Source organism: Cupriavidus taiwanensis LMG 19424 (assembly GCF_000069785.1).
In the GTDB taxonomy this organism is placed as follows: domain Bacteria; phylum Pseudomonadota; class Gammaproteobacteria; order Burkholderiales; family Burkholderiaceae; genus Cupriavidus; species Cupriavidus taiwanensis.
The window spans coordinates 1,414,459-1,429,464 of sequence record NC_010530.1; the positions used below are offsets into that span (position 1 = coordinate 1,414,459).

Annotated in this window: 14 protein-coding genes; 7 read left to right on the forward strand and 7 right to left on the reverse strand. The window is 68.6% G+C overall.

Annotation, left to right across the window (positions count from 1 at the left end; all coding sequences use genetic code 11):
- Window positions 1-25 precede the first annotated feature (25 nt).
- Genes RALTA_RS21980 through RALTA_RS21990 form a run of 3 tightly spaced genes read right to left on the reverse strand, consistent with a single transcriptional unit; the run spans window position 26 to window position 3,322 of the window.
- The gene (locus tag RALTA_RS21980) at window positions 26-1,240 is read right to left on the reverse strand and encodes an aminotransferase-like domain-containing protein (protein WP_012356137.1); all 1,215 of its coding nucleotides are present in this window, start codon (window positions 1,238-1,240) and stop codon (window positions 26-28) included.
- 13 nt (window positions 1,241-1,253) lie between these two features.
- A complete protein-coding gene (locus tag RALTA_RS21985; RefSeq protein ID WP_012356138.1) occupies window positions 1,254-2,276 on the reverse strand; it encodes a DUF1338 domain-containing protein in 1,023 nt (340 codons plus the stop codon).
- A 53-nt stretch (window positions 2,277-2,329) separates the two neighbouring features.
- Window positions 2,330-3,322 (reverse strand): Bug family tripartite tricarboxylate transporter substrate binding protein, encoded by a 993-nt coding sequence (locus RALTA_RS21990; protein WP_012356139.1) that lies wholly within the window; start codon window positions 3,320-3,322, stop codon window positions 2,330-2,332.
- A gap of 162 nt (window positions 3,323-3,484) precedes the next feature.
- On the opposite strand from RALTA_RS21990, the gene RALTA_RS21995 reads away from it, so the two are divergent.
- Window positions 3,485-4,426, forward strand: a complete 942-nt coding sequence (locus tag RALTA_RS21995; RefSeq protein WP_012356140.1) for a LysR substrate-binding domain-containing protein — start codon at window positions 3,485-3,487, stop codon at window positions 4,424-4,426.
- A 12-nt stretch (window positions 4,427-4,438) separates the two neighbouring features.
- On the opposite strand, the gene RALTA_RS22000 is transcribed toward RALTA_RS21995, so the two are convergent.
- Window positions 4,439-5,338: a LysR substrate-binding domain-containing protein gene (locus RALTA_RS22000; RefSeq protein ID WP_012356141.1), complete on the reverse strand. Its 900-nt coding sequence runs from the start codon at window positions 5,336-5,338 to the stop codon at window positions 4,439-4,441.
- Between the two features lie 145 nt (window positions 5,339-5,483).
- Here RALTA_RS22000 and RALTA_RS22005 point away from each other — a divergent pair, with 145 nt between their 5' ends.
- Complete coding sequence (locus RALTA_RS22005; protein WP_012356142.1) at window positions 5,484-6,473, forward strand: Bug family tripartite tricarboxylate transporter substrate binding protein; 990 nt, start codon at window positions 5,484-5,486, stop codon at window positions 6,471-6,473.
- Window positions 6,474-6,519: 46 nt separating this feature from the next.
- Complete coding sequence (locus tag RALTA_RS22010) at window positions 6,520-7,809, forward strand: TolB-like translocation protein (RefSeq protein WP_012356143.1); 1,290 nt, start codon at window positions 6,520-6,522, stop codon at window positions 7,807-7,809.
- 22 nt (window positions 7,810-7,831) lie between these two features.
- Here the strand turns inward: RALTA_RS22010 and RALTA_RS22015 are convergent, their stop codons facing one another.
- Complete coding sequence (locus RALTA_RS22015) at window positions 7,832-8,383, reverse strand: MarR family winged helix-turn-helix transcriptional regulator (protein ID WP_012356144.1); 552 nt, start codon at window positions 8,381-8,383, stop codon at window positions 7,832-7,834.
- Window positions 8,384-8,479: 96 nt separating this feature from the next.
- Between RALTA_RS22015 and RALTA_RS22020 the strand changes: the two genes are divergently transcribed.
- The 3 genes from RALTA_RS22020 (at window position 8,480) to RALTA_RS22030 (ending at window position 11,835) form a co-directional block, all read left to right on the forward strand.
- Window positions 8,480-9,457 carry a Bug family tripartite tricarboxylate transporter substrate binding protein gene (locus RALTA_RS22020; RefSeq protein WP_012356145.1) on the forward strand — a complete coding sequence of 326 codons (978 nt, stop codon included), beginning with the start codon at window positions 8,480-8,482 and terminating at the stop codon, window positions 9,455-9,457.
- A gap of 67 nt (window positions 9,458-9,524) precedes the next feature.
- Complete coding sequence (locus RALTA_RS22025) at window positions 9,525-11,093, forward strand: sulfatase-like hydrolase/transferase (protein WP_012356146.1); 1,569 nt, start codon at window positions 9,525-9,527, stop codon at window positions 11,091-11,093.
- 217 nt (window positions 11,094-11,310) lie between these two features.
- Entirely contained in the window at window positions 11,311-11,835 is a 525-nt protein-coding gene (locus RALTA_RS22030) for a host attachment protein (protein WP_012356147.1), read from the forward strand.
- Between the two features lie 53 nt (window positions 11,836-11,888).
- On the opposite strand, the gene RALTA_RS30410 is transcribed toward RALTA_RS22030, so the two are convergent.
- Window positions 11,889-12,134, reverse strand: a complete 246-nt coding sequence (locus tag RALTA_RS30410) for a hypothetical protein (RefSeq protein WP_155892720.1) — start codon at window positions 12,132-12,134, stop codon at window positions 11,889-11,891.
- Window positions 12,135-12,418: 284 nt separating this feature from the next.
- Entirely contained in the window at window positions 12,419-13,129 is a 711-nt protein-coding gene (locus RALTA_RS22040) for a GntR family transcriptional regulator (protein ID WP_012356149.1), read from the reverse strand.
- Between the two features lie 184 nt (window positions 13,130-13,313).
- On the opposite strand from RALTA_RS22040, the gene RALTA_RS22045 reads away from it, so the two are divergent.
- The gene (locus tag RALTA_RS22045; protein ID WP_012356150.1) at window positions 13,314-14,984 is read left to right on the forward strand and encodes a GMC family oxidoreductase; all 1,671 of its coding nucleotides are present in this window, start codon (window positions 13,314-13,316) and stop codon (window positions 14,982-14,984) included.
- Window positions 14,985-15,006 lie beyond the last annotated feature (22 nt).

Sequence of the window (15,006 nt, forward strand, 5' to 3'; positions counted from 1 at the left end):
GCGGCCCCGCGCACCCGCCATCGCTTCAGCCGGCGGCGTCCAGGCGCGCCGCCGCCCGCTTCAGCCGCGCCACGCCTTCGGCGATCTGCTCCGGCGCCGCGCCGGCGAACGAGAGCCGGAACGCCGGTCGTGCACGGCGCTGTGCGTAGAATCCCGCGCCGGGAACGAACAACACCTTTTCCGCGATCGCATGCGGCAGCAACGCGGCGGCATCGTCGATGCCTTCCAGCGACGCCCACAAGAACATGCCGCCTGCCGGCAAGGCGAAGCGGATGCGCTCGCCGAAGGCGTGCCACAGCGCCTGGGCCAGCCGGTCGCGCTTGTCGCGGTAGAACGCGATCTCGCGCTCCACCTGCGCGGGCAGGCGCCCGTCCTTCAGGTATTGCGCGACCGCCAGCTGGATCCACGGCGGCGTGCACAGATCCGACACCTGCTTGGCGATCACCGCGCGGCGAATGATTTCCGGAGCGGCCACCATCCAGCCAATGCGCAGGCCGGGCGCCAGCGTCTTCGACAGGCTGGCCAGGTGCACCAGCCATGGACGGGCGCCGGGGACCTGGTCACTCAGCGCCAGCAACGAAGGCGGCGCGGCGCCGTCGAAACTCAGCGCGCCATAGGGATCGTCTTCGACCAGCACCACCTGGTGCCGCGCCGCCAGCTCCAGCAGGCGCAGCCGGCGCGCGTGCGACAGCGTGGCGCCGGTCGGGTTGGCGAAGGTCGGCACCGTGTAGATTAGCCGCGGGCGCGCCGCGGCCTCGGCCAGCATCGCCGCGAGCGCGTCTACGTCCATGCCGTGCTGGTCCGACGGCACGCCGCGCACGTCGGCCCCGGCCAACCGCAGCGCCTGCAGCGTCGCCGAATAGGTCGGCTCCTCGACCAGCACCACGCTGCCCGGCTCGACCAGCGCTCGCACCAGGAAATCAAAGCCCTGCTGCGAGCCGCTGGTGACCAGCAGTTCGTCCCGCGTCACGGCGGCACCGCGCCCGGCCATCAGCGCCGCGAGGGCGTCGCGCAGCGCCGGCACTCCTTCGGTGGCGCCATACTGCAGGCATTCGGCGGGCCGCTCGCGCAGCGCCTGCGCGGACGCGGCGCCGATGCGCTCGGCATCGAACAGCGCGGCGGACGGATAGCCGCCCGCGAAGGAGATCATCTCCGGGTCCGACAGGTACTTGAACAGCTCGCGGATCGGCGAGCCTTCCGGCTCGCGCAGCGCGGGAACGAACGGGTAGGCGACGGTCATGGTGAGGTCGGCCTCAGCATGCCGCCGCGGTCATCTTGAAGATGCCCTGCGCGTTGCCCGCATCGAAGCCCAGGTCCGTGCGCGTGACCGCCTGCGCGTCATCGACGTAGCGGTCGCGGGTAATGAACTCGTAGAACGAGCCCGGCACCTCGCGCACCACCTCGGCGCCGTCCGCGCCGACAAAGGCCCGGCGCACCGGGTCGGCGCGAAAGGCGGTCTGGCGCACGCGGCCGCTGCGCGACACTTCCACCTTGTCCTTGATCGGCCGGCCCAGCCGCTTCTGCGCCTCCGCCAGCGCGAATACGTCCTCGACGCGGTCGGTGGCGTGGTTGAAGGCATTGCCCTCGGTGGCAATCCAGGCCATTTCCGCCGATTCGGCCAGCAGCGCCTCATAGTCCTCCAGCCGGGGCGCCGCGTGCTGGCGCTCGAAGCAGCGCGCCAGCGCACCGATCAGCTCGCCGGCATCCGCCAGCGGCAACGACCCTTCGCGCTCGAGTTCCCACAGCAGCGCCTGCGCGCGCGGTGTCAGCGGATCGACCGAAGTCTCCAGGACGCGGCTGACGGCCTGCTGGAAGCCTTCGCTGAAGCGCTCCGGGTGCAGCTCGCTGACAAAGAACTGCGCGATCTCTTCCGGCGCGTCTTCATGCGCGTACGAGCGCCCGGTCATGCCGATGCGGTCGAGCGGATAGGTGCCGTTGAGCCGGTAGCCCAGCGGACGCAGGATGCGCGTGAAGGCGGCCTCGCCGGCGGGCAGCGCGCCGTGCTCAGGCCAGCGCACGGTGCGCAGCGCGCCATGGTCGAAGTGGACCTTGCCCCCGGCGGCAGCGACGTCCTCGGTGTAGGCCTTGCCGGTCGGCACGCGCTCGAGGATGCCGGCGAACAGCACCAGGTTCAGCGCGTGGGCAATCTCGGCGCGCGACGGACGCCCGGCCGCGCCGGCCGGCAGCTGCGCGGGCGCGCTCACCAGCGCGGACAGGCGGTCGGCGCCGGCGGCGCCGAGGTGCAGGGAAACGAGTTGGTTGATGTTGTTGCTCATGGTGCAGGCAGGCCCCATTGGCCTGATAACGAGATGAAGTTCAATGACGGCTTTCAGTCCACCGAGGCGCCAGACAGGCGCACGATCTCGCCCCACTTCTGGCGGTCCTTCTTCAGCACCTCGGCGAAGGCTTCGGGCGTGCTCGGCGCGGGTTCCGCGCCGAGGTCGCGCATGCGGGACTGCACGGCAGGATCGCCGAGCGCGCGCGCCAGGTCCTGGCTGATCTTCTGCGCCACCGCGCTCGATACGCCGCGCGGCGCCAGCAGGCCGAACCACGGGCTGGCGTCGAAGCCCGGCACCGGGCCGGCGGCGGCCACGGTCGGCACGTTGGGCAGCGCGGACGAGCGCGCCGGCGTGGTCACCGCCAGCGCCTTGAGCTTGCCGGAACGGACGAGCGGCAGCGATGCCGGCAGGTTGTCGAACATCACGTCGACGCTGCCGCCCATCAGGTCGGCGATCGCCGGGCTGCTGCCCTTGTAGGCGACGTGGCTCATCTCGGTGCCGGTCATGCGCTGGAACAGTTCGCCGGCCAGGTGCGTCGAGGTGCCGTTGCCCGCTGACGCCATGTTGACGCGCTTCGGGTTGGCCTTCAGGTAGGTAATGAACTCCGCCAGCGTCTGCACCTGGGCGCGCTCGGCAAACGCCGGCGACAGCACCACCACGTTGGGCACGCGCGCCACCATCGCCACCGGCGCGAAATCGGCCACGGCGTCATAGGGCAGCTTCTTGTACAGGGTGGGATTGATGCCGAACTCGCCCACCGAGCCCATCAGCAGCGTATAGCCGTCAGCGGTGGACTTGGCGGCGACGCCGGTGCCGACGATGCCGCCCGCGCCGGGGCGGTTCTCCACCAGCACCGGCTGCTTCCATTGCAGCGCGAGCCGCTCGCCGACCAGCCGCGCCACCATGTCGGTGGTACCGCCCGGCGGATACGGCACGATGATGCGGACGGGCTTGGCGGGGAAATCCTCGGCGGCGACGATGCCGGAAAGGGTCATGCCAAAGGCGAAAGTGCCGGCGGCCAGCGCGCTGAACAAGCGTTTCATTGTTGTTTTCCTGTCTACCTGATGGTTGTCGTTATGGCAGTGCCGCGATGGTGGGGGCCGCGGGACCAGGGCTGAATCATTTCTCATCAAGTCCACTGGTTCAAGCGAGATTTCGGTATAGGATGATGACTTTATGTCATCAACTACCCTTCCCTTCTTGCGATGCGGCTACGCCTTCCCAGCCTTTCCAGCCTGCGCGCCTTCGAAGCGGCCGCGCTGCACCTGAACCTGCGCCGCGCCGCCGCGGACCTGTTCATCACGGAAAGCGCGGTCTCGCGCCAGATTGCCTCGCTCGAAAGCCTGCTCGGCGTGCAGCTCTTTCACCGCGCCAACCAGCGCATCACCCTGACTGCGGCCGGTGCGCTCTACAGCGTCCAGGTGCGGGAGATGCTGCGCAAGCTGCAGCGCGACACCCTGGAGGTGATGGCGCATGAAGGTGCCGGCGGCACCGTCGAGCTGGCTTGCGTGCCGACCCTTGCCGTGGAATGGCTGATCCCGCGCCTGCCCGATTTCTACGCGCGGCATCCCCAGGTGGTGGTCAATATCAGCGCCCAGTCCGACGTGTTCCTGTTCGACGGCACGCCCTACGACGCGGCGATCCACTTCGGCGAAGCGGTCTATCCCGGCGCGCGGGCGGACCTGTTGTTCGGGGAAGAATCCGTGGCCGTGTGCCACCCGCAGCTGTTCGGCCGCAAGAAGCGCATCGACGCGCACGACATCGCGAATGCGCCGCTGCTGCACCTGGCCACGCGCAGTTTCGGCTGGAAGCAATGGATGGAAGCGGCCGGCATCGACGACGTCAACGCCATGCGCGGCGCCCGTTTCGACCACCACAGCATGGTCATCGCCGCGGCGCGGGCCGGCCTGGGTATCGGGCTGGTGCCGCGCTTCCTGGTCGAGGAGTACCTGGCGAGCGGGCAACTGGTGAGCCCGGTGGCGCGCTCGCTGCGCGCCACCAGCGCGTATTACCTGGTCCAGCCGGATACGCGACCGATGAGCCATGCCATGCAGCATCTGCGCGCGTGGCTGCTGGAGGCGGCGTCGAAATTTGCCCAGGGGCAGTCGGTGCCCCCGCGCGAACCGCGGCCCGCCACGCGGAAATGAAAGACGCCACGTTCAGGCCGGCGCCGCCGCCAGAGCTTGCGCCACCATCCCGGCAAAGGCATCGGCCATGCCGGAGTTCGCGAGGTGGCTGGCGCGAGCCATGCGCAGCTCTACCACGCACGCCGGCTCCAGCGGCACGATGCGCAGGGCATGGGCAAAGACCCGCGCCGCGTAGGGATTGACGATGCCGATGCCGGCGCCCTCGGCGGCCAGGCCGCAGATCGTTCCGGAGTAGGTGGTCTGCAGCGTCGCGGCCGGTTCGGCCCCGGCATCGCGCAGCACCTGCCACAGCGCAGTCGACAGTTCGTCGTCCGCATTCAGCGTCAGCAAGCGCTGCCCCGCCAGGTGCGAGGCGTGGAGGCGCTTCCGGGATGCCAGCGGGTGTTTCGGGTGCATCACGCAGACGGCGCGGGCACGGTGCATGACCTGGATGTCGAACTGCGGATGGTCGAGCCGCCCGGTCGCAAGCACCAGGTCGAAGCGTCCATGCAGCAGCCCTTCACTGAGCTGGTGGCTGCCCACGGTTTGCAGGTCGACGTGCACGTCGGGATGCTGCGCGATGAACCTGGCCAGGATGCCAGGCATCAGCCCGAGACCCAGCGCCGGCGTACAGCCCAGCCGCAGCCAGCCGGTGCCGGAGCGGCGCAGCAGCTCCACCTCCTGCCCGATACGCGCCAACCCCTGGAAATGGCCCTGGACCGTTTCGAACAACCGTTGTGCCTCGGGAGTCGGGCGCAGCCGGCCCTTGTCCATGTCGAACAGCTTCAGGCCGGCGCCGGACTGCATCTGCGCCAGCAGCCGGCTCACCGACGGCTGGGTGGTATGGAGCATGGCGGCGGCGGCGGTCGTGGTGCCGGTCAGCATGACGGCACGGAAGGCCTCGATTTCGCGGAATGTGGGCGCGCGTGGCATAGGCACAAGGCTGGATGGGGCGGGTGCAGTGTATATCAAGCGCGCATAGACACTACGCAAAATTGAATTTTTCGGCATGGTCGGCCAGGCCTACACTTGCCTGCAGAAAACGGCCGCTCGGCCGCACTGACCCAGGAGACTGCATATGTCGCGCAAGCTGAAACGATCAAGCTGCCTGCCCCCGTTGACCGCCGTGCTTGCCGGCGCCCTGTCGCTGTTCGCATGCAGCGCGCATGCCGCCTACCCGGAGCGCGCCATCCGCCTGATCGTGCCGTTCAGCGCGGGCGGCAGTTCCGACCTGCAGGCGCGCATGCTGGCTGACCGGCTGGGCAAGCTGTATGGCCAGACCGTGGTGGTGGAAAACCGCCCCGGCGCGGGCGGGCATATCGGCGGCAAGGCCGTGGCCGATGCCACGCCCGACGGCTATACGCTGCTGCTCGGCTCCATTGGCCTGCACGCCACCTATGGCACCTACCCCAAGCTGAACTACAACCCGGCCACCGACCTGAAGGTGGTGACCGTGCTGGCAGAGATGCCGCATGTGGTGGTGGTCAATCCGCAGATCCAGGTGGCGAACCTGAAGCAACTCGCCGAGGCCGCCGCCAAGCGTCCGCAGGGCATGACCTTTGGCTCGGCCGGGGTGGGCTCGTCCGTGCACATGATCGGCGAACTGTTCCGCGTCGCCACGGGCGCGCCGCTGACGCACGTGCCCTACAAGGGCAGCTCGGCCGCCATGGCTGACCTGCTGGGCGGCCAGATCGACATGATGTTCGAGAATCCGCCGACCACCCTCGGCTACATCCGTGCGGGCAAGCTGCGTGCGGTTGCGGTGACCGGCAAGACGCGCCTGCCGGCGCTGCCGCAGGTGCCCACCGCGGCGGAGTCCGGCGTGCCCGGCCTGGTCGCCACCTCGTGGACCACCATCGCGGTAGGCGCCAAAGTACCCGAGGCCATCGCCGACAAGCTGAATACCGATATCCGCGCCATCGTTGCCTCGCAGGAGTTCCGCAATGGCCTGGCCGAGCAAGGCATGAGCCCGGTGGCCAATACCCGCGACGCAGCCGCGAAATTCATCGGCGCCGAGAAGGCACGCTGGGACGAGGTCATCAGGAAGGCAAAGCTCAACGCCGAATAACCCGCCACCGCAACGGCCATATCCCTTGTCAACCTCGCGCCAGTCCATGCAAAACCCGGCCATCCAACGACTGCCCCTGCCCTGCCGCCGCCTCGGCGACGGGAAGTACCATCACTTCTTCGGCTACTACAACAAGAGCCCGTGGGACCGTAGCGACCGCTACGTGCTCGCGCACCGGGTCCCGATGGCCGATGCCGACCTCACGCCAGACCTGGTCGCGCAGATCGGCTACTTCGACACCCGCGATGGCGATCGCTTCCGCACCGTGGGCGAGACCCGGGCATGGAACTGGCAGATGGGGGCTCAGCTGCAATGGCTCGACGGTGCGCCCGGCCGGCAGCTTATCTACAACTGCCGCACCGATGACGAATCGGCTTTCTATCCCGGACTGGGCGCTGCCATCTGCGACGTCGAGAACGGCGCGCTGCGCTACCTGCCCATGCCGGTCTACGTGGTCGCGCCGGACAGCCGCTATGCGTTGTGTGTCGACTACCGCCGGCTCTACGTAACCCACCAGACCATCGGCTACAGCGATGACAGCTCGCTGCGCGCCAGGCCGTCGCTCGATCTGGCGCCCGCGCACGACGGCATCCATGCGATGGAGATCGCGACCGGGCAGTCGCGCCTGATCGTCAGCTACCAGGATCTGCGGAACTTCCATCCCGTGCCTTCGATGGACAAGGCGATCCACTGGGTCAGCCACATCGAGATCAACCCATCGTCTTCGCGCGTGCTGTTCCTGCACCGCTGGACCGAACGCGTGGAGGACGAGACCTGCTTCCTGCATCGGCTGATCACCGTCAATCCGGATGGCACGGACATGCGGCTGCTGGAGTGCTCCGACCATCCATTGCCGCAACTGGCCGGACACTTCGATCCCGATGCGGTGGGCACCTTCGATTACGAGAAGTCGGAATACCAGATCTCGCATCCCTTGTGGAAGGACGACACCCACATCATCGTCTGGGGCCCGCATGACGGCAGCATCCATTACCACCTGTACGAAGACCGGGCCGGCGGCGAGGTAACGGTGATCGGCGCGGGCGTGCTGACGGAGAACGGCCACATGACGTTCTCGCGCACCCATCCGCAATGGCTGCTCAGCGACACCTATCCGGACGCACAGACCAGCGAGCGCGTACTGTTTCTCTATGATGTCGAACGCGGCATGCGCTTCGACATCGGCACGTTCTACACCAGTCCTGACCTGAAAAAGGAGAACCGGTGCGACCTGCATCCGCGCTGGAGCCGCGATGGCAGGCAGATCTGCATCGATTCGATCCATGACGGCGATCGGCAGATGTACGTCCTCGACGCCGGCTCCGTGGCTGCGTGACATCGCGCCGCAGGCGCGCGCCCTATCCCTTGTCCGCGAGCCACACCTGCTGCAGCGCCCATGCCGGCGCCTCGCCCGGCGGCTGCGGCAGCGCCTGGGCCTCGGCGAGCATGGCGCCGGCCCTGGCCTGCAGCTTGTCCAGGCAGCGCGACAGTATCCGCGCCTCTTCTGCGGTCAGGCAGGCAGCCAGCTGCGTGTTGAACTCACGCGCCCGTGCAAAGGCGGCGCGGTAAACGGCTTCGCCCTCCTCGGTCAGCGTAAAGGCCGCCGCGCGCCGGTCCTGCGCGCGTGTTTCCCGACGCACCAGGCCGCGTTCCACCAGGGCGTGGACCGCGCGGCTGGCCAGCACCTTGTCCAGGCCGGCACTCTCCGCCAGTTCGGTCAGCCTCGTGCCCGGCTGCTCGCCCAGGAAGGAAATCATGCGCCATTCGCGCCGCGTCACGCCCGCCCGCGCGCGCAAGTGCAGCGCGGCCGCGCCCAGCGCGACGCGGTTCAGGTGATAGACCCGGTAATTGATGAAATCGGCCAGCCGCTGCGGCCGCTGCAGGCGGCTCCCGCCCTTGTCGTGTGCCATGCCACACCCACGATTTAGTTGACTTTGTCAATTATATCGACGGGTGTTAGCTTCCTGTCCATGCCGGCCGCCGGCGCACAACAGACAGGAGACACCGTGAGCCCCCGCCATTTCCTTCCCCGCCTTGCCGTCTGCCTGCTGGCGGTCGCGGCAGCCTGGTCCGCGCCGGCCAGCGCCCAGTCAGACCGGCCGCTGCGCATCCTGGTCGGCTATCCCGCCGGCGGCACCGCCGACCTGGCCGCACGCCTGGTGGGCGACAAGCTGCGCGAGACGCTGAACCAGACCGTGGTGATCGAAAACAAGCCCGGCGCAGGCGGTCGCCTGGTGATGGACTACGCGCGCACGCAGCCGGCCGATGGCAATACGCTGGTGGTGGCCAACTCGGCGGTCATGACGATCGCGCCATTGGTCTACCGCAAGCTCAACTACGACATCCAGCGCGATTTCACCCCGGTGGCGCAGGCCGCCAACTTCCAGCTTGCCCTGGCCACCGGCCCGGGCAGCCCGGCGCGCACGCTGAAGGATTACGTGGCATGGCTCAAGGCCGGTGCGCAGAACAACTCCTATGCGTCTCCCGCGCTCGGCAGCATTCCGCATTTCTTCGGGCTGATGATCGGCAAGCAGGTCGGCGTCGACATGCTGCACGTGCCGTTCAACGGCTCCGCGCCGCTGATGAGCGCACTGGTCGGCGGGCAGGTGCCCGCCTCGGTCGACACGCTGGCCGACCTGACCGAGATGCACCGCGCCGGCAAGATCCGCGTGCTGGCGACCTCCGGCACGCACCGCTCGGTGGCGCTGCCGGACGTGCCGACGTTCACGGAATTGGGCTACAAGGGCATCGAGGGCGAAGGCCGCTATGGCGTGCTTGCCCCGGCCGGCACGCCGCGTGCCGCGCTTGACCGGCTCAACGCCGCCATCGTCAAGGCGGTGCAGTCGTCCGACGTGCGCGACAAATTCCTGAAGCTGGGGCTGGAACCGGCCACCGGCCCCGCCGATGCCTTCGCCGGGGTGCTGAAGGCTGACGCGGCCAGGTGGGCGCCAGTGGTCAAGGCATCGGGCTATACCGGTGACTGATGCTGATGCCGGCGCCTGATGCCGGCGCCTGATGCCGCCGGGTGGCTCTCCGCAACCTTACCGACCCATGACGATCCGCAATACCCTCTTCATCATGTGCGACCAGCTGCGGCGCGACCATCTTGGTTGCTACGGGCACCCGACGCTGCGCACGCGCAATATCGATGCCCTGGCCGCGCGCGGCGTGCGCTTCGACCGCGCCTATGTCACCTCCGGCGTCTGCGGCCCCAGCCGCATGAGCTTCTATACCGGACGCTACGTCAGCAGCCACGGCGCCACCTGGAACCGCGTGCCGCTGTCGGTCGGCGAAATCACGCTGGGCGAATACCTGAAGGACAGCGGCCGCGCGCTGGCGCTGGCGGGCAAGACCCATGTGATGCCCGACAACGCCAACCTGAAGCGGCTGCACCTGGACGGCGGCACCGAGCTCGAGACGCTGCTGCGCAGCGGCCACTTTACGGAAGTGGACCGCCATGACGGCCATCACGCCGAGCCGCGCAGCGCCTATGCCGACTGGCTGCGCCGGCAAGGCTACGACAGCGCCGACCCGTGGACCGACTACGTCATCAGTGCGGAGAACGCGCGTGGCGAGGTCGTCTCGGGCTGGCACATGCGCAATGCCGGCCTGCCCGCGCGCGTAGCCGAGCCGCATTCCGAAACCGCCTATACCGTCGGGCAGGCGATGCAGTACATCGCCGCGCGCGGCGACGAGCCGTGGGTGCTGCACCTGTCGCTGGTCAAGCCGCACTGGCCCTATCTCGCTCCCGCGCCGTACCACGCCGCCTATTCGCTGGACGACTGCCTGCCGCTGCAGCGCCACGACGCAGAACTGGAAGACCCGCACCCGGTGCTGTCGGCCTATCGCACGCAGGAGGAGTGCGCCAACTTCATGCGTGCCGAGGTCTCCGACACCGTGCGCCCTGCGTACCAGGGCCTGATCCAGCAGATCGACGACCGGCTGGGGCTGCTGTGGGAACAGCTGGACCGGCTGGGCCGCTGGGACGACACGCTGATCGTCTTCACGGCCGACCACGGCGACTTCCTGGGCGATCATTGGCTGGGCGAGAAGGAGCAGTTCTACGACACCGTGCAGAACATCCCCTTGATCGTCTACGACCCTTCTCCGCAGGCCAATGCCACCCGCGGCACCGCGCAAGACAGCCTGGTCAGCGCGGTCGACGTGGTTCCGACGGTGCTGGATGCGCTGGGGCTGCCGCCCGCCGACCACCGCGTCGAAGGCCGCTCGCTGCTCGACCTGACGCGCCCCGCCGCGCGCGACAGTGCTGGCGCCTGGCGCGATGCCGTGGTCTCGGAGCTGGACTATGCCTATCGCGGCGCGCGTGTCGCGCTGGGCCGCCATCCCGGCGAATGCCGCGCCTGGATGGTGCGCGACGCGCGCTGGAAGTACGTGCACTGGCAGGGCTTCCGGCCGCAGCTGTTCGACCTGGACAACGACCCTCAGGAGTACTTCGACCTTGGCGCCGACCCTGGCCACGAGACCGTGCGCAGCGCCATGCGGCTGCGCCTGCTGGACTGGTTCTGCACGCTCAAGCCGCGTGTGACCGTGACCCACGAAGAGGTCGCGGCCAAGACCAATGTGTACAAGCAGGCCGGCGTGTTTTTCGGCGTCTGGTAACCGGATCGCCGCGTCTCAGGCCCCTGTCGCGGGCAGCGCAGGCCGCCTGAAAAAGTTGCACGGTTTGCCTGTCGATACTGCAACCGCGTGATGCGCGCGGCATGCCAGGCGGCGCGCCCCCCAACCTTGAGGGCCGCACCCCGCCGCGGCACGGATGGCGTATCCCTTGCAACGGGGGCTGGTGGGCCCTCTGTTCGGGCCGGCAACCGGAGCGATCATGAAGAACATCTGGATCATGGTGGCGGACGAGTCCGTCGCCCGGATTTTTGCCTCGCACGGCGACAGCGCCCCGCTGGAAGTCATCGAGGAAATCACCGACGCGGCCGCGCATGCCGACCGCGCCGACCTGCGCCGCGACGCCTACGGCCGCCGAGGCCAGGCCGCGGCGCAAGGCGATGCCGGACATCCCGGCGCGCACCAGGTGGGACCGTCGACGGTCACGTCGTCGGCGGGCGAGGATGAACTGCACCAGGAAGCGCAACTGTTTGCCCGCCGCGTTGCAGACTACCTTGGTGACGCGCGCAACAAGCAGCGCTTCGACGAACTCGCGCTGATTGCGGCGCCGCGCTTCCTGGGACTGTTGCGCAAGACCCTGCCCCCTGCGGTGACGGATGTGGTCACCCGGGAAATCGGCAAGGATTTCAAGCACGTACCCAACAACGACCTGCAGCAACGGCTGGCCGACGAGGGCATCGTCCCGGCCAGGCGCGACGAGCGCGTCAATACCGGCCGCGATCGCTAGCGATCATCCCAGGGACACGCAGCCGCCATGTGCGGCAGGCGGCTGCGCCATGGTCAGCGGGCGGTGCCGCTGCCGGAGGCGGCACCACTGCCCGAAGTGCCGCTCGGGCTGGTGGTACTGGTCGCACCGGAGGTGCCGGTGGAGGTGCCGGACCCAGGCATGGTGCGGCTGCGGTTCTGTTCCGACACCGAACCCGAACCGGATAGCGAGCCCGAGCCGCTGGTGCTGCCGGCGGCGGTGCAACCCGCCAGGACACCAAGGGCGAGCAAGGCTGTGCCGATGCGTAGTGCTGTTTTCATGTTTTCCTCCATCTGGCAGGGTGGCGGCAAGGCTTTCTGCATGGCGCAGCCTGCCGGCGGGGCGCCGTTGGCGCCGCTGCGCTGGAGCAGACGCAACTGACGTACCAGAGGTCGGAGGCGGAGGCGCAGCGTTGCGGTAAAGCGGGCGCGGCGCCCCAGTGTGCCTTGGCCGCAGTAAGAAGTACGCGCCGGCGGTAAAAGTTACCGTGCGGGTACCCAATGGGCAAGCGGACCAGGGCGCCGCTGCGGCGCTCGCTGTCGCGGCAGCGCGTCGCGCCAGCCGGTTAGCGCGTCAGCTTCCACTTGTGGGCATAGCGGTCCGGGCGAAACAGCAGTTCAGCGCAAAACAGCGGCGTGCCTTCGATATCGTAGGGCGTGCAGCGCAGGCGCAACAGCGGCTGCCCTTCGGCGATACCAAGCTTGCGCGCCACGTCGGCAGGCGCCGGGACGGCATTGGCCTCCATCGCCACGTCGCGAAAGCGATACCCCAGCCGGCTTTCGAACAGCGCCATGGCATCGTTGGTCTCGACATCTTCCTGCACCAGGCGCCGCATCAGCGGCTCAGGGCCCATCAGGTTGAAATAGGCGACCGCGACATCGTCCCAGTAGCGCACCGTGGCCACGCTCAACACCTTCTCGCCGGGCTGCAGGCTCAGCGCTGACGCCACGTGGGGCGGCGCCCGCAACAGGCGCACCGACGCGAGCTTGCCATAGGCCAGCTGGCCCCGGGCACGCCCGGTCTCATAGAAGCCGGTCAGCGCGCCAAGGCTGGGGGTGTCGGCCGGCCGCGTGACGAAACTTCCCTTGCCATTCACTTTCTCGATGAGGCCGGCGTTGTGCAGGCCGGACAGGGCCTGCCGCACGGTGATGCGGCTGACGCCGAATTCGGCCATCAGTTCGGCCTCGGACGGCAGCTTGGCGCCCGGCCCCCATGCATTGCTGGCGATCCGCTGGCGAATCTCGCTTTCTATCTCTTTGAACCTGGGCAGCGCCACATGTCATCCGCCCGGCGGGCGGCTCCAGACTGAATGGGCCGAATTATACCTGTCATAACAGCTGACATCGAAATCTATTGACCTGTTATAACAGGTAATGGCAGTATCCGTCGTCGCAGTATCCGTCGTCACCAGCGCTCTGCCCCTCGCACCCACCGCATGCGCAACTCAGGAGACAATCCAATTGGATACCAGGGATCACCACACCGCCAGCGCGTCGGCGGAGTTCGACTACATCGTCATCGGCGCGGGGTCGGCGGGATGCGCCGTGGCCGCACGCCTGGCCGAGGACACCGGCGCTACCGTGGCGCTGCTCGAAGCCGGCCCGCATGACCATCACTACGCGGTCTGGGCACCGGTAGGCATCGCCGCCGTGGTGCCCAAGGCCGGGCCGCGCAACTACGCCTACTACACCGAGCCGCAGGCCGGGTTGAACGGCCGCCGCTCTTACCAGCCGCGCGGGCGCGGCCTGGGCGGCAGCTCCTCGATCAACGGCATGGTGTACATCCGCGGCCACCGGCGCGACTATGACGACTGGGCCGCGCTGGGTTGCCGCGGCTGGGGCTTTGACGACGTGCTGCCCTACTTTCGCCGCAGCGAGCGCAACCCACGCCTCGGCGCCAGGCAGGACCCGCTGCATGGCCACGACGGTCCGCTGCACGTCAGCGACCTGCGCTCGCCCAATCCGTTCGCGCAGCGCTTCGTCGAGGCCGCGATGCAGGCCGGGCTGCCGCGCAACGATGACTTCAACGGCCCCACCCAGGAAGGCGCGGGCCTGTACCAGGTGACACAACGCAACGGCGAACGCTGGAACGCGGCGCGTGCCTACCTGCACAGCGGCAACGCGGCCGACGCCGCGCTGAACGGCGGCCGCCGCGGGCTGGCGGTGATGACGGATACGCATGCGCTGCGCATCCTGTTCGAGGGCAAGCGCGCGGCCGGCGTTGAGGTGGTCCGTGGCGGTACGGTGCAGGTGTTGCGCGCCCGGCGCGAAATCGTGGTCAGCGCCGGTGCCTTCAACTCGCCGCAATTGCTGCTTGCCTCCGGCATCGGCCCGGCCGCGCACCTGCGCGAGGTCGGCGTCGGCGTGGTCCACGAACTGCCGGGCGTGGGCGAGAACCTGCAGGACCACCTCGACATCATCGTCAACAAGCAGCTGCAGACCACCGAGCTGTTCGGCAAGACCGGCCGCGGCATGCTGCGGCTGGCGCGCGAAGTGTTGCGCTACCGGCGCACGCGCACCGGCATGGTGACATCGAATATCGCCGAAGCCGGCGCCTTTCTGCGCACCCGCCCCGAGCTGGACATTCCCGACGTGCAGCTGCACTTCGCGGTGGCGCTGCTCGGCAACCGCAACCTGGGCAATCTCGGCCACGGCTACTCCTGCCATGCCTGCGTGCTGCGCCCGAAGAGCCGCGGACACGTGCGCCTGCGCAGCGCCGACACGCGCGAGGCGCCGCTGATCGATCCGCGCTTTCTGTCGGCCGAGGAAGACATGGCCGGCATGGTCGAGGGAGTGCGGGCGATCCGCCGCATCTTTGCCCAGCCGGCGCTGGCCCGCCATGGCGGGCGCGAGGTCCTGACCGACGCCTTCGGCCCCGACAGCAGCAACGAGGCCGCGATCCAGGACTTTGTGCGCAACCATGCCGATACCGTCTACCACCCGGTCGGCACCTGCAAGATGGGCGTCGACGACATGGCCGTGGTCGACCCGGAACTGCGCGTGCGCGGCATGCAGGGCCTGCGCGTCGCCGACGCCTCCATCATGCCGACCCTGGTCGGCGGCAACACCAATGCGCCGGCCATCATGATCGGCGAAAAGGCCGCGGATCTGATCAAGGCCGCGCTCCGCTGACACCCTGCATTGGCAAGATCAC